Source organism: Okeania sp. KiyG1 (assembly GCF_014132355.1).
Classification (GTDB): Bacteria; Cyanobacteriota; Cyanobacteriia; order Cyanobacteriales; family Microcoleaceae; genus Okeania.
The window spans coordinates 1-14,996 of record NZ_BLZO01000010.1 but is presented as its reverse complement, the minus strand read 5'-3'; the positions used below and the strand labels follow the sequence as shown (position 1 = coordinate 14,996).

The 14,996-nt window shown below is 35.7% G+C and carries 11 protein-coding genes; 7 read left to right on the top strand and 4 right to left on the bottom strand.

Annotation, left to right across the window (positions count from 1 at the left end; all coding sequences use genetic code 11):
* Positions 1-521: 521 nt before the first annotated feature.
* Entirely contained in the window at positions 522-1,712 is a 1,191-nt protein-coding gene (locus SAGCYANO_RS00750) for a retropepsin-like aspartic protease (RefSeq protein ID WP_202218347.1), read from the top strand.
* A gap of 734 nt (positions 1,713-2,446) precedes the next feature.
* Positions 2,447-2,941 (top strand): tellurite resistance TerB family protein, encoded by a 495-nt coding sequence (locus tag SAGCYANO_RS00745; protein ID WP_237395472.1) that lies wholly within the window; start codon positions 2,447-2,449, stop codon positions 2,939-2,941.
* A gap of 1,731 nt (positions 2,942-4,672) precedes the next feature.
* Here SAGCYANO_RS00745 and hpsP read toward each other — a convergent pair.
* Positions 4,673-5,869 carry a hormogonium polysaccharide biosynthesis glycosyltransferase HpsP gene (gene hpsP, locus SAGCYANO_RS00740; RefSeq protein ID WP_202218345.1) on the bottom strand — a complete coding sequence of 399 codons (1,197 nt, stop codon included), beginning with the start codon at positions 5,867-5,869 and terminating at the stop codon, positions 4,673-4,675.
* A 1,955-nt stretch (positions 5,870-7,824) separates the two neighbouring features.
* Here hpsP and SAGCYANO_RS00735 point away from each other — a divergent pair.
* Entirely contained in the window at positions 7,825-7,965 is a 141-nt protein-coding gene (locus tag SAGCYANO_RS00735; RefSeq protein ID WP_202218344.1) for a hypothetical protein, read from the top strand.
* Positions 7,966-8,079: 114 nt separating this feature from the next.
* On the opposite strand, the gene SAGCYANO_RS00730 is transcribed toward SAGCYANO_RS00735, so the two are convergent.
* The gene (locus SAGCYANO_RS00730) at positions 8,080-8,616 is read right to left on the bottom strand and encodes a P-loop NTPase family protein (protein WP_202218343.1); all 537 of its coding nucleotides are present in this window, start codon (positions 8,614-8,616) and stop codon (positions 8,080-8,082) included.
* Between the two features lie 322 nt (positions 8,617-8,938).
* Here SAGCYANO_RS00730 and SAGCYANO_RS00725 point away from each other — a divergent pair, with 322 nt between their 5' ends.
* The 4 genes from SAGCYANO_RS00725 (at position 8,939) to SAGCYANO_RS48895 (ending at position 11,838) form a co-directional block, all read left to right on the top strand.
* Positions 8,939-9,199 (top strand): zinc ribbon domain-containing protein, encoded by a 261-nt coding sequence (locus SAGCYANO_RS00725; protein WP_202218342.1) that lies wholly within the window; start codon positions 8,939-8,941, stop codon positions 9,197-9,199.
* Between the two features lie 141 nt (positions 9,200-9,340).
* Complete coding sequence (locus tag SAGCYANO_RS00720) at positions 9,341-9,901, top strand: adenylate kinase (RefSeq protein WP_202218341.1); 561 nt, start codon at positions 9,341-9,343, stop codon at positions 9,899-9,901.
* Between the two features lie 550 nt (positions 9,902-10,451).
* Positions 10,452-11,177, top strand: a complete 726-nt coding sequence (gene rph / locus SAGCYANO_RS00715; protein WP_202218340.1) for a ribonuclease PH — start codon at positions 10,452-10,454, stop codon at positions 11,175-11,177.
* Between the two features lie 451 nt (positions 11,178-11,628).
* Complete coding sequence (locus SAGCYANO_RS48895) at positions 11,629-11,838, top strand: hypothetical protein (protein WP_307785784.1); 210 nt, start codon at positions 11,629-11,631, stop codon at positions 11,836-11,838.
* A 238-nt stretch (positions 11,839-12,076) separates the two neighbouring features.
* Here the strand turns inward: SAGCYANO_RS48895 and SAGCYANO_RS48890 are convergent, their stop codons facing one another.
* Positions 12,077-13,096, bottom strand: coding sequence for an AAA-like domain-containing protein (locus tag SAGCYANO_RS48890; protein WP_307785783.1), 1,020 nt, complete (start codon positions 13,094-13,096; stop codon positions 12,077-12,079).
* A gap of 1,400 nt (positions 13,097-14,496) precedes the next feature.
* Entirely contained in the window at positions 14,497-14,898 is a 402-nt protein-coding gene (locus tag SAGCYANO_RS00705; protein WP_202218339.1) for a diguanylate cyclase domain-containing protein, read from the bottom strand.
* Between the last annotated feature and the right edge of the window lie 98 nt (positions 14,899-14,996).

The window sequence follows — 14,996 nt, the reverse complement described above, 5'->3', positions numbered from 1 at the left end:
TTGATTTTCACGTCTATGTCTAATGGACCTCGCAGGCAAAGTAAAATTTAATTTTTTTCTTCTACGATATATTTTATTTTTTTGACTTCTGTTATTAAATCTAATTAATAGAAGAGTACTATAGCTTCAATCGGGAAATGTGAATTAAAGGGGTGCATCTCAATGCGTGAATAAAGCCAAAAATTTATCGCTTTTAGGCAACAGCTCCGAAAGGCAACAGCTCGGAAGGGAATATATAGGAAAAAAGTATTTTTGCAAATAAGAAATGCACCCAATTAAAGTAGTCTTTTTACTCCTTGTTTTAGCTATTTCCTCAAGGCTCAGAATTATAAGTCTCAGAATTATGGAAATGGCTATATATTACAGTAGGAAACAGGCAACATGAAACAGTGGGAAAAACGTTTCCTCTACCTATCAAGAAGAAAAAAATCCTTTTTGTCAATCCTTTTGTTTTAAGGGGAAGTAATTATTAATTATTAATTATTAATTGTTAATTATTATTTGCTACCAGATTTGATATTATGCCAAAAACTACCTCAATTAAATTAATTATTTCAGCTATAGGAATTATTGGCTTTATTTTTGCACCTCAACCCAATTTTACTGAACAAAATTCTTCTACTACCCTTGCTCAAATACCATCATCAAAACCTAGTAGACTATCCCAAGAAGTTCTACAAGAACTAACTCAATGTGTCAGAGAAATAGTTAAACCTACAGAAGCATCTTTAGAAACGTTACAAGTAGCTTCTATGCAATGCACAATGAGAGTAATAATGTTAGCTCCAGATGGTACATTTCGCCCAGATGCTAATCAAAGAATGGAAGCTTTATTAGAAATAAGTGGAGCTAGTGTACCAGAAATTCTGAGTCAAGGAAAAGCTACTGTCAAGCTTGAAAAACTTACAAATAGTCAGGTATTTATTCTTCCAGTAACAGTGGCAGGGGAAACTAAAAATTTTTTATTAGATACAGGTGCTTCTAATACAATTATAGAAAGCAAAATAGCTCAAAATTTGGGTTTAGCAAGTACTCCTATTCCTAATAATTTATTATCTTATTTTGTTGTGGGTGATGACTGTTCAAATGTTAATGCTAATATCCATGCTTTACCTACGATAAAAGTTGATGCAGCTACAGTAAATGGTTTGCAAGGAATGGGTTTATCTAAAACAGCTATTCCTGGTAATTTATCAGGTGTTTTAGGTTTGGATTTTCTGAAAGGTTTTGATGTAATTATTAATCCTCAAATTTCCCAGTTGGAGTTACTACCTCCTTCTACTTCTGTTAATAATGCTATTCCTTTGATAGGTAGAATGGGAGTTATATTGGCTGAGGTAAAAATTAATGGTAAAGGACCTTTTCTGTTTCTATTAGATACAGGAGCAGATTTAATAGTTTTATCTCAGAATTTAGCAAATGAATTGGGAGTTGATATTGCTAATGCAGAAAAAATAGATGTCTTAGGATTTTGTGGTACTGAAATTGCTCAGAAAATAAAGTTGGATACTGTGAGTTTACAACAGTATGAAGTATCTCAATTAGATGGGATTATTATTGATAATCAAATTCTTGATTTAATAGGTATTGATGGGATTATCGGTCAGAATTTTCTTAATCGTTATCAACAACATTGGCGATTTGATAAGTCTAATAAGTTGGGATTTCCAGAAACAGGAAGTTTGCTTTTAACTCCTCTAGAGAATGATTAAATGTAGGAATAAATTAAGAAGGAAGAAGAAGAAGAGAAAGTTTTTGTTCTCTTCATCGGAACGGAATTCTATCGCGCTCTTATCCAGAAATGATATAGCATTTCTTAGGCTCATGAAATACACCTAATCTTTATTTCTTTCCTATTCCCTATTCCCTATTCCCTATTCCCTATTCCCTATTCAAAATAAGGAAGAAGAGGAGAAAGTTTTTGTTTTCGTCAGCGGAACGGAGTTATACCGCTAATTATCAGGAAATGATATAGCATTTCTTAGGCTCATGAAGTACATCTAATCGTAAGCATTCAGCTATCAGCAGTCAGCTATCAGCAATTAGTAATGAATAATTACTTCTGAGGTTTTGTCCAGGAACTTTGGTAGTAACTTTTTATTCTTTTTCAATTTCAAAGGTTGCTTTTACCTTCCCTAAAATTAATAGCTGATAGCTAATAGCTGATGGCTGAATGCTTACACCTAATCTTTATTTCTTTCCTATTCCCTATTCCCTATTCCCTATTCCCTATTCAAAATATTGTTCTTAATATCTCAATCAACTTAGCTTTTTATTCAGACTTTCAGCACAACTTTAATATTCTTAATTAATTATTAATTGTTTAAAATAGTCTAGTTGACAAAAAAAAAATCCTGTGATAGAACCAATAAACTCTTAAAAGCTGTTATACAAGATAAAATAGTACAGAAATAAACAAACAATAAATTGGGAGGCAAAACCTAAGATGAGTTTATTAAATAAGGTTCTTGGAGTTTACAATGCAAATCGAATGGCATTCTCACAACAAGAAGCAATAGCTGCTATTGCAGTATCTGCCATTGCCTCAGATGGTTATCTTTTAGACCAAGAAACAGAAAGAGTTATAGTACTTTTGACGCAAATGGAAATGTTTAAAGGCTATTCAGAAAAACAGATTACAAGTATGCTAGATAGATTGCTCAATTTACTCAGTGAAAAAGGTATGAATAATTTAGTTGCTATAGCTAACGATGCACTGCATCCAGAATATAAAGAAACAGCATTTGCATTAGCTATCGATCTAATTCTAATAGATGGAGTTTTTTCTGGTAAAGAACAAACATTTTTAACTCGTTTGTGTCAGATATTGGAAGTGCCTGTAGAGAGAGCTTCAGCAATTTTTCAAGCTCAGTCAGAAAACTATCAGGAGACTAAAAAAAAGTCTAGAAAGTACAGAAATAATCAAAATTATGAAAAGTAAATAAAATTTGGTTATTTACTATTTGTAAAAAATCACAAATTTATTGAGAGATAAAAATTTTTGACTATGAAAATTTAGACTTGAATTAATTAATGGTGAACAGTTGTCAGTTATAGTAGAAGGAAGAAGGAAGAAGGAAGAAGGAAGAAGGAAGAAGGAAGAAGGAAGAAGGAGAAATCTTGCGTTGTCTGAGTTTTAAGCTTTTTATATGTCCGCGCCCTTTGCTTCGACTGCTATATCTTCCAACATTGGGCTAAAAAAATTCATTTCCTTTAGCCGATAGTACCTATACTAATCCACCCCAAACACTTAATATCAAATGCGTTTAACTAGCAAAAAAAATCGTCTATTGGAGTTGTTGGAAAAAGTGAACTGATAACTGTTAACTGATACCAAATTTATCAGAAGTTGCATAGAATAATATATTTAAAATTGAGTGTAGATTGAGATAAACAAGTTATACCAAATTGATAAATATTTGCTACAAATAGCTAGGATATTTCTTAGGAGTCAACCCACTCTTAACCCATCCCAGGAGGGGAAGTCAGGAGGACCGAGTCAGAATGAATAGCTTTAATACCAGTTTTCAGGTTGAAAATCATTGCTTTTTGTCAAAAGACATATCCTGCATTTATCTTTTTATATAGAATCCGGTTATATAATATATGTTGATAATTCTATAATTACTTCAATTTCCCCTACTCCCCTACTCCCCTACTCCCCTACTCCCCTACTCCCCTACTCCCCACCCCCAAATATATGATAAGTATTCAACCGGATTTGATATTATTCCTCTTACTATTCGTAACATTCTTTTTTCAAATTGGCATTATTGAAGAAGGCAGAAGGCAGAAGGAAAAAATAATTCTGTGCCACCTCATACCGTTTCACTAAAGTCAGAAGTCAAAAATCAGAAGTCAGAAGTGATATTTTATCCTACATTCCGCACCTCAAAAATGTAGTATATTAAACTAGCGATTTAACCCACATTCCGCACTTCAATTTGTAACATAAAAATTAGTATAAAATCCGTAGCTTGCTTAAGTATTTATACTATATAAATTATCTTCATTTACCTCAATCGAGAGTCAAATTCTCAGATTACTTATGGCAGCATAAACACTTACTGAATCCTTGACTCCTATTGACCACTATAATTTACTTCTTACTTACTTCCTTCTTAATGCATGACTTTTGAATGCATGACTTTTGACTTATTTTTTATACTAAATTTTGTGGTGCGGAATGTGGGATTTAAAGCCTTGCCTGATAATAATTATGAATTTTATAGGTAAAAATAGATATTACCGAATAATTAATAATTAATAATTAATAATTAATAATTAAATAATTCTGGTTTAAAGCCTCCCCTTTTCAGGGGAAAAAAGCGGTCGAGGGATGGCGAGGTCCCCTCGCCATATCCAATCGACCAAGAGAAGAAATAATATTTCCTTATATTCAATCAAGGATGGTTTTAACCAGAGGTAATTATCAATTATCAATTAATGAAATAAGCTATTGATATTTATTATTATTAATAATAGAGGCTGAAATTCACCTTCTTCGTCAAAGAACATCTTGAAGTGCGGAATGTGGGTTTTAGGTAATTAAAACCTCTACTCTACAGTAATTTCATCTTCTTATTTGACTTCATCAGTTACCAACTATTTGTGACATTTTTAAGTGAATTGGTATCAGATAAAATTTGGTATAAGACCTAAAACCTACGACCTACGACCTAATACCTTGATAGGTAATAATTTTTTGGTAAGCCTGAATAGTTTGTGTAGCGATCGCTTCCCAACTATAACTTTTTCTAGCTAACTCTTTAGCATTCAAACCTCGTTGTTTTCTTTCAGCTTCATTTTGCAAAGCTGACTTAATTAAAATAGCCATATCCTCTATTTTGCAACTACCAACCCAACCTGCTTTTGCATCTGCTACATCTTGACAAATATGAACTCCATCGGAAATAACTACTGGTGTACCTGCCACCATTGCTTCTGCTACTGCAATACCAAAATTCTCATAATAAGAAGGCAAAACAAATACATCAGCAACCTGTAATAAACTTGCCTTAATTTCCCCTGTAACAAACCCCGTTATTTTTGTACATTTAGCAAGAGGTGAAGTCTCTATTTGTGACCGAATTTTTGCTTCATAATTAGGGTCTTGAGGATTAGCACCTGCTAAAATAAATTGAAAATCTATCCCTTCTGCTAATAATTGTTCTAAAGCTGGTAATAATAAATCTAGCCCTTTTTTAGGTTCAATTCGAGACATAAATAAAATTATGGGATGTTTAATTTCTATCCCTTGAGATTGAAGATAATTAACTAACTTTTCATCCTGAATATTATCTGGGGGATTAACACCCAAAGGAATTACTAAATCTCGTGTCGATAAACCAAATCTTTCAGAAACTTTTGCCTCCTCTAAACTGGTAAAATGAAGTGCTGCAGCATGAGCAATATTCCGCTTTTCTAACAAAGAAACATAAACTTTTTTGAGTAATTTTTTTTTCTGTAAATCAGCCGGGTCTAAAGTACCTAAAGGTCTTAAAATATAGGGTAAATTGTTAGCTCTAGCCACAGTAGCAGCCATAGTAGTTACTGGTGAAAAAAGAGCATGAATATGAGCTAAATCAAATTCAGAAGCGTGTTGATTTAACCATTGTAATAACTTCAGAGAAAATTTATAACGACGGAATGGAGAACAACGAAAATAGCGAATTTGATAACCATTTTGTCTAACAGGTTTATCAAGAGGAACATCCAAAGGTGGTTGACCTATATCTCCATTAGAATCTGTAGTAAGAATAGTAACATCTATATTTTGAGCAGCAAGAGCAGTAGAAAGTCCTAATACCATTTGACTAGGACCGCCATAAACAAGAGAAATAGATGGTACTATCTGTAATATTCGCATAATTTTATTTAACTATATTTGATACTCTATCAGTATAAATCCCCATCAATTCTTTCTAGTAGACGCTCCACAGCTAAAACTGTGCAATAGATTGTTATTTCTAGCTGTCTTTATCTCCCCTACTCCCCTACTCCCCTACTCCCTAATGCACCATTTAAGGTGTGTCAGTCCAGTAGTAGGAAAATATCTACTTCCCTCTCTATTACCTATGCCGCAATAGTCATTTGCATTTTCTGAAGCGCATAACTTGAGAGTGTGTCATCGGAAAATATCTACTTCCCTCTCTATTACCTATGTCGCAATAGTCATTTGCATTTTCTGAAGCGCATAACTTGAGAGTGTGTAGTAGACGCTCCACAGCTAAAACTGTGCAATAGATTGTTATTTCTAGCTGTCTTTATCTCCCCTACTCCCCTACTCTCATCTAACGCACCCTGTTAGAAAATCAAAAATTAGCGATCGCCTGACATATTTCTCGTTCCATGAAAATTAATCAGGCCAAACATAAAAATCGAAAGTCCCCGCTAATTGAGTCAGCCACACTTACCGAAAAATTGGGTTTAAAGCCTCGCCCTTGTAGGGCGACTTTTTATTTTTATGTTAAGTCAATTGAATATATGTTATAGTGTTATTAGTTGCCGGGGGGCACTCGGAAACTCTAAACGGACGTGGAGGGAAGCGTTAGACTACCGCCAAGGAAGCAGTACCCTGTGTTAGCGACAGCTATGCGAAGCAAAGCGTCAACCCGCCGAGGAGCTATGGCTCAGTAGGAATCCCCGTGCCTTTAGGCCGGGGAGGATGTCAAGTCTGCCACGTGTGAAATTTTCTGCTGCATAGCAATTAATCACCCTCAGAGCATTGCAAGCTCCGCCATTGCCCTGACCGCACAAACGAGCTAAGTTCCTAGGACCACCTGCTTGATTAACCTGGCGCAAAAAATCACAGGCCCGGTTATTATTTCGCTGTCGGCAATAATAGTTAATCTGACCAATACCCGCTCTAGTCACAGTATTGACTAACCTGCAAGCTCTGTCATTTCCTTCTCCGCACAGCCTACCTAATCTCTCACAACTCCCAGTATTTCCTCCGTAGCAACTGTTGTAAAGATCGTTAAGTTCATTTGATCTTGCAGGTGATGATATGGACAGAACTGTAGTGACAGTCAGCACTGCCAAAAATATTTGTTTTATGCTCAATGACTAAACTTTCTTAATTTACTGTAACAATAGTAACAGAAATATTCTTTCCACCGAAGTAATCATTTATATTCTCCGAAGAAGAAGTCAGGAGTCAGGAGTCAGGAGACAGAATTTAGAAGAAAATCATAGCTGCAAGATTTTTTCACAAAGATAATTTTCTACAACAACAAAAATTATTTCTCTACAAGCATCAACTTATACTAATTCATAAACATTAATGCTGTACTCCCTCAAAATTTCAGTTATTAACTAATAAGTAAACTTCAATAATATTTTTAACAATTCTAGGCACAACCGTGAAGATATATTATTCCTAGAAACCCTACTCCCTAATTCCTACTCTCAAGAAGATGTAGTGAAGAATGCGCGATAAATAGTTTAATAAAGGATTAGGCAGTAATTCTAATATTTTAATCTTGGTAAAGAGAGAATTTTGAGAGCAAAACCTCTTCCTTCTTCCCTCTCTCCTAGATAATTAGAGCTTGCTTATGGAAGCTAGAAGTCAGAGGATATCTGAAAAGTTTTTGATACTGAATTTTGCCCCCCGAGCAAGCAAACTTTGGGGGGAACAAGAGTCAATTTGCTTGCTCTAGTCCCCCTTTATTAATCCCCCTCCCGTCCCCCTTGGAATCCCCCTCCCGTCCCCCGCAGGATCGGGGAAGCCAGATGTTGCTTCGCTTTTTGTTGAACGGGGGAAGCCAGAGGATGCTACGCTTTTTGTTGAAAGGGGGATGCGCGGGGGCTTGGATGTAGTAAATGGGACTTGTCAGACAACCTCTCAGGATAGCTGACGGTAATGAAGCTTTTTATATTCAATTTATCTCCAAGTTTATGGCTCTTATTGGCATCAATTTACTGAAATTTTCTGCTGAAATTCAAGAAAATTTCTTCACATAAAATGACCGAAACCATTACCTGTTCCCGTGTCTCCGCGTCCCCGTGTCTCCGCGTCCCCGTGTTCTACCCCCACTAGCCAATTTTTTCAGCAGACCCTAATTAAAACTTTCTTCCTCATGGCCTATGACTGCGACGAATTTTAGTGATTTGGTCTGCCATGTCCAAAATTGCTTCTGGCATATCTGGGCCTGTCAAAATTACATCTACATTACTAGGGCGTTTTTCTAGAAACTCTATTACTTCAATGTCTGGAATTAAGCCAAAATTAATTGCTACACTTAACTCATCAAGAACTACTAACTCATACTTTCCTTCATCTACAACCCTTTGAGTATAGTCCCACAAATCCAGTAGTGAATTTTTCTGACTTTCATCTATATCCGGCGTATCAATACAACCACGAAGACCACAACGAACCCAATCAAGATTTTGTCCTAGTTGCATTGGATGCTCATGTCCCTGGTGAATTCCTCCTTTGAGAAACTGTACAATCAACACAGGAGTTCCTTGGCCAGCTATCCTCAAAGCTTGAGCCATAACATCAGTAAAGAAATTGCGCTGACCACTTGTGAATACTTGCACCAGACCAGGAACAGTGTATGGTAAATCGCTAGGAATATTTAGAGAAGGGGTTTGTAGTTGTGCAACCATTATGAAAATTAAAATTGAGAAATCTATATTTTGGTAATATACTGAATTTTTCCAGTTTGTTAAGCTGGACTGAAACATTGCCCAAGGACAATACTTGTTTTACAATATATAGTGCTTTTTGTGATTCTACTACAAATTTAACACTATATATATGTCCAATTTAAAATAGGTAATCGGGAACACAAGAGTCACCGAATAGTTCTGAGTCCTCTATCCTGACTATGTTAGGAATACCAACTAGATACGGTCTCGGGGTCTCCCGTTATCATCTGCGATTTGACGGGAGGGGAATTGCCGAGAGTGTTCATGTAAGTAGGGGCGAATGGCCATTCGGCCCTACACCCTCATCATACATCACATGCATTGCAGTAATTGTGGTCACAAAGTACCATTAACTTTATCAGTTAGAACTCATTCTTGTCAGAAATGTGGAACAGTTTTAAATCGAGATGAAAACGCTGCAATTAATATTTTAAATAAAGGGTTAAACGAGGTGGGTATCATCTTGTCTGCTTGTGGAGGCTTAGGCGTTAGTCAGCCTGTGAGACAAGAAACTTCTTTATTTGAGAAGCTCCCGTTATAATCTTCGATTTAACGGGAGAGAACTTCACAACACTTCGTTATGAATTATGACTAAAGATACTAAATAGGTTATATATCTATTATTCTGAATTTTTGATAGATCAATTAATCCTTCTATTGTGACTAATTAAGTTGAGAGACTGTGAGACTAATAATTTTAGGTGGGCCAGGTGCTGGAAAAGGAACTCAAGCACAATGGTTATGTAATCATTTACAGATTCCTTTAATTTCTATTGGCGATTTACTCAGAGAGGCGATCGCTACTCAAACAACATTAGGCCAGATGGCGCAGCTTTATGTAGAAAAGGGGGAGTTAGTACCAGACCAAACAATGATCCAGTTTGTTCGTCAACGACTTTTACAGTCTGATGTTAGCCAGGGTTGGTTAATTGATGGTTATCCGAGAACTGCTTTTCAGGCGGAAGAACTAAATTTTTTATTAGATGATTTAGGGCAACAGCTAAACTGGGCAATTTATTTACAGGTATCTGAGGAGATACTTATGAATCGATGTCTACAGCGATCGCGTGCTGATGATGACCCAGAAATTGCCCGACGTCGGGTAGAGTTATTCTATGAGCGTACTATTCCTATTTTGGAATATTATGAATATCGTCAAAGATTACTCACTATTGATGGGGAACAACAAATTACCCAAGTCCAACAGCAAATATTACAGCAATTTCAAGAATTTAGAATTTAGAATTTAGAATTTAGAATTTAGAATTTAGAATTTAGAATTTAGAATTTAGAATTTAGAATTTAGAATTTAGAATTTAGAATTTAGAATTTAGAATTTAGAATTTAGAATTTAGAATTTAGAATTTAGAATTACCTCTTCTTATAAATTAAGAGGATTGGATCAAAGGATTTTTTTTCTTCTCTTGGTCTCATGGATATGGTTAGGAAACCCATCCATCCCACCCTACGGGAAGCTCCGCTTTTTCCGTTTGTCATGCTCGGCAAACATGTCGCGTAGCGTTAACGTAGTGGTCTGTCAAGTTTGAATTGATGGGTATTTCCAAATTGAAAAACTTATCAACCAAGACTTTTGAGAATTCATCACCCATCAAAATAGGTTTGACAGACCAGTAGTTATGCGCCAGCAAAACGACCGCTGTCTTGGTCGATTGGATATGGCGAGGGGACCTCGCCATCCCTCGACCGCTTTTTCTCCATGAATGGAGAGGCTTTATACCTGAATTTTTCGGTAATTCTCAGTAGTTTATTAATTAATCAATTTATAAATATTTATGTCTTGGCAACGTCCTGATGGTAGACAACCAGAGCAATTACGTCCTATAAGTTTTGAGTTAGATTATACTAAATTTGCCACCAGTTCTGTTTTAACTAGGTGTGGCAATACCAAGGTACTTTGCACTGTCACTATCCAACCAGGAGTACCTAAGTTTTTGGCAGATACGGGACAGGGTTGGTTAACTGCTGAATATAGAATGTTACCTGGTGCAACTCCCCAACGCCAACAAAGAGAATTTATGAAACTTTCTGGACGTACTCAAGAAATTCAAAGGTTAATCGGACGTAGTTTGAGAGCATCTCTAGATCTGAATTTATTAGGGGAACGTACCATCATTGTAGATGCTGATGTTTTACAAGCAGATGCGGGTACTCGTACTACTTCTATTACTGGGGGGTTTGTGGCAGTGGCGAATGCTATTAATAAGTTGATGCAGCAGGGAGAGTTGGAGCGATCGCCTATTTTGCATCAGGTTGCTGCTGTGTCAGTGGGGTTATTGGAGGGGAAAGAATTTTTGGATTTGAATTACACCGAGGATGTAGCTGCAGAAATTGATTTTAATGTGGTGATGAACGATCGACCTGCTTTAATTGAAGTTCAGGGAACAGCAGAAGCAGGTAGCTTTAGTCGTACTCAACTTAATCAAATTTTAGATTTAGCAGAAGCAGGAATTCAAGAGTTATTTGTAGCTCAACGTCAAGTTATATCATGTTCGGTTTGACATCCTCCCGACGCTGCTCTATGAGACGTAAGCATTTCCTCCGGAATGCTCCGCAAACAGCCGTCATACGTTATCAGCCAGCCTCCTCCGGAGGAACTGCGAACTTCAGCTATTGCTTTTAGTTTAGAATAAAAGCAATATTTAATTGTCTTACTACAAAAGTTGGTTCCCTAGCTCTTAAAGTCTATTTTAATTTAAACACTGTCCTATATGAGAGAGTCTTGTTGCTGATAGCTGACAGCTAATAGCTGAATGCTTACTATGAGACAGCATTGATAAACCCCTTTTCTGAGTATCATTTCGATTTGATTTGCTAGTTTTTTGTCTGTTATGCGAAGCTGAAGCTGTTGCCATCTTTTTTTTATTTTCATTGCTTCTACAAGTGCATCTAATTTTTGATTAGTTGCAAATAAGGTTTCTGAATATTTAATAATTACCTGAATTTTTTTATTTGCTACTTGCTTGTATTGTCAAAAAAATTGTTATTCCTAATCCCACCGTTAAAGTGAATGCTGCAGTTACTACTCCTAATAATAATCTTTGGAGTTTGGCAGTTTTTTGTTCTTGTTTGAATCTCGCTTCTACTTCTTTTATACGTTCTGCTTCTAAAGCTATTTGGTTTTCTTTGCGGTCTAATTCTACGGAAGCTGCTAAAAATTGATAGTCTAAACCGCTTAAACTTTTGCCATTACTCCACTGTTGAGCATCTTTTAATGCCTGCCCTCGTAATAATCGCGATTCATCATTTTGCTGAGAAGCTATCCAAGCATTAAATACCTGAGCATAAGGTCGTAAATCACTTAATTTTTTTGCTACCCATTCTAAGTTAAATACTTCTTGATATATCCGATTTTTTACTTTCAGGAATCCCGATTTTTTGATAATTAATCCTGATAAAATTAATTCGATTTTTCTCTACTATCATCTACTTTTACCTCTTTGCCCTCCAGTATTTCCTGATATATTCCTAATAATCTGCCAGCCCGGTCTTGATAATATTCGATCCTGTTTTGGATAGTCCTCAAATGTTCTGGTTCATCTTGGTATTTCCAATTATGTAAAATTTTTGTTCTGACAATACTTTCTACCCAAAATGATTCATTTCCTCGTGGAATAGTTAAAATTTCTGTTGCTGTATCGTGACTAATTTTTACTACTAAATCGCACAGTTTTTGTGTTAAAAATGGTTGCCCTCCAGTCCATGCTAAAATTTCTTTCAGCACTGTTTCAGCATTTCCTTGTTTGACTTTTAATCCAGTGGCTAATGGGGAAACTTCTTCTAATGTAAATCCATGCAATTCTATAGCTTTACCAATATTAAATGGTGTTCTTTTCTGGTCTTGGATTAAATCTGATGGTGTCGCTACTCCAAATATGGCAAATGTTATCCGATTATATTCGGGGTTAATAGTACGTTGATTGTAACAATAACGAATCAGAGCAAAGAAATCATCTACGGCAAAATCTAAACTCAGAATACTATCTATTTCGTCGATAAATATACAAATATTTTCTGTCGGATATTCTACTAAGAGAATATCACAAATAAATTGACTTAATTTTTGAGGTAAGGAAATATCTCCAAGTTCTTGCCACCATTTTTTTAACTGGAATTTCCCTATGAGTTTAAAGCTACGCCAGAGGTCTGTGACAATACCTTTGTACCATTGGAGTGGGGTAATATTTTCACTACCAATATTGGTCATATCAATAGTGGCGCATTTAAATCCTTCTTGTTGTAGTTGATGATAGGTTCTGACTAATAGGGATGATTTTCCCATTTGACGACAGTTAAGAATGTAACAAAATTCTCTTTTTTTGAGTGCTTGATAAAGTTCTATATCGGCTTTACGAGTAACATAAGTGGGGGCATATTTACTTAAGCTACCACCAACTTGATATATGTAATTAGTCATCATTAATTACTCCAAAATTATTTTACCGAATAATTAAGGTTTAAAGCCTCTCCTTTACAGGAGAAACAATGAATTAATTTTCCTTTTATTCAATTCTCTCCCTAAAAGGAAGAGTTCATGAATGCGCGAATTTAGAATGCGCGAATTTAGAATTACCTCTCCTTTAAAACGGATAGGATTGACTAATCATGAAATTTTTTCTTCTCTTGGTCTCATGGATATGACGTTTGCTACCGCAAAGCTTTCCGTTCCGGAATGAAGGGCGCAAACGCGGTTAGCGTTTGCGCCCTTCATTCCGTAAGGAAAGCGTCCCGGAGGGAACGGAGACCCGCTCTTATCAGAGCCACTCCGAATTGCGCCATCCCACTCTACGGGAAGCTCCGCTACAACCGCTTTTTATCCCCTTAAAAGGGGAGGCTTTATACCACAATTTTTCGGTAATTATCAATTATCAATTATCCATTATCAATTATTAATTATCCATTATTGAACGGATGCGGCCTAAAACCTTTTATTAATAACTTCAAACTTCAAATTTAACACTATAATACTAAACAAAAAAGGTAGTTAAAGTATTAATTTCTAGATTATTAACATTAAACCAAAAGACTATAGTAAGATGTTATGAACTTGATATGATATCTACATATTAATTTATATTTTTATTGGTAGTAATACATAATTCAATCTGAAAAAATAATCAAGTTTATATGTAAGTATTTCCTGCAGACTGCTGCGCAAACAGCATTCAGCAGTCAGCTAGCTTCTTACAGAGGAACTGCAGCTCTTGAGAAATACCTACATTTCCTGCCACAGAGTTGTATGAATCGAACTCAAACTCATCGGTCTTGTGGTTCATTCTCTGATTAATATCATGTCCGGTAGCATCGGTATTGTATAGCAAAGGTAGGGAATAGGGAATAGGGAATAGGGAATAGGGAATAGACAGAAAAACTTAAGAAAGAGCAAGAAAAAAACTTAAATTCCCTGTAGATATTTACGCTAACTTTTACACAAACGATTGCGTTCGGACATGATATAAAATGTAATATAGAACCCATTTGGGATTTATGAGGCATCTCCTTGGGAGTAGGTCGTAGGGACGCCCTTATGCAACGTCCGTACAGAGTAGGGAACCCACCCCTCGCCCCTCCCCCTCCTGGGAGGGAAGAATTGATGAATAAGAGTGCAATAATTGATTTTATTTTTGATTGTTGGGGAATAATATCAATTATGTAATTAAATATAAATATCCTAACTTCTTGGCAAAAAAAACCAGCATTAACAAAGATACCACTCAGGGGTTCTATAAGTCAAACGAATGCTTGCTTCATTGATTAAAAAGCTAAGAACTTAATACTTACCTTGAGATATTAATATATAAATGAAATGTTTATGTTCGATTACTTACTGCTGTTAAAATTAAAAAATGGACTAATAGTAATGCGATCGCGTCCTTGTGCTTTAGATTGATAGATGGCTTCATCTGCAGAGCTAACTAATATGGCAGGATTATCTTGATGATTAGGAACAGTGCAAGATACTCCTATACTAACAGTAACAATACCTAATTTAACTTGAGAATTAATATGCTTAATTGCTAAATATTTAATTTTATTGCTAATTTTTTCAGCCAGAGAATATGCATCTTTTCGATCGGTTTTAGGCAAAATTACGGCGAATTCTTCACCTCCATAACGTGCAACTATATGTGTTGGATAATTCAGACAATTACGGACAGTTAGGGCAATTTGTTGTAAACAATTATCTCCTGCTTGATGCCCATAAGTATCATTATAAAGCACAAGGACGCGATCGCATTACTATTAGTCCATTTTTAATTTTAACAGCAGTAAGTAATCGAACATAAACATTTCATTTATATATTAATATCTCAGGTAAG

What these genes read in the sequence shown, in the direction of transcription:
- SAGCYANO_RS00750 (WP_202218347.1), top strand. Translation starts at nt 522, where the DNA reads ATGCCAAAAACTACCTCAATTAAATTAATTATTTCAGCTATAGGAATT.
- SAGCYANO_RS00745 (WP_237395472.1), top strand. Translation starts at nt 2,447, where the DNA reads ATGAGTTTATTAAATAAGGTTCTTGGAGTTTACAATGCAAATCGAATG.
- SAGCYANO_RS48890 (WP_307785783.1), bottom strand. Translation starts at nt 13,096, where the DNA reads ATGATGACTAATTACATATATCAAGTTGGTGGTAGCTTAAGTAAATAT.
- SAGCYANO_RS00730 (WP_202218343.1), bottom strand. Translation starts at nt 8,616, where the DNA reads ATGGTTGCACAACTACAAACCCCTTCTCTAAATATTCCTAGCGATTTA.
- hpsP (WP_202218345.1), bottom strand. Translation starts at nt 5,869, where the DNA reads ATGCGAATATTACAGATAGTACCATCTATTTCTCTTGTTTATGGCGGT.
- SAGCYANO_RS00735 (WP_202218344.1), top strand. Translation starts at nt 7,825, where the DNA reads ATGGGACTTGTCAGACAACCTCTCAGGATAGCTGACGGTAATGAAGCT.
- rph (WP_202218340.1), top strand. Translation starts at nt 10,452, where the DNA reads ATGTCTTGGCAACGTCCTGATGGTAGACAACCAGAGCAATTACGTCCT.
- SAGCYANO_RS00725 (WP_202218342.1), top strand. Translation starts at nt 8,939, where the DNA reads ATGGCCATTCGGCCCTACACCCTCATCATACATCACATGCATTGCAGT.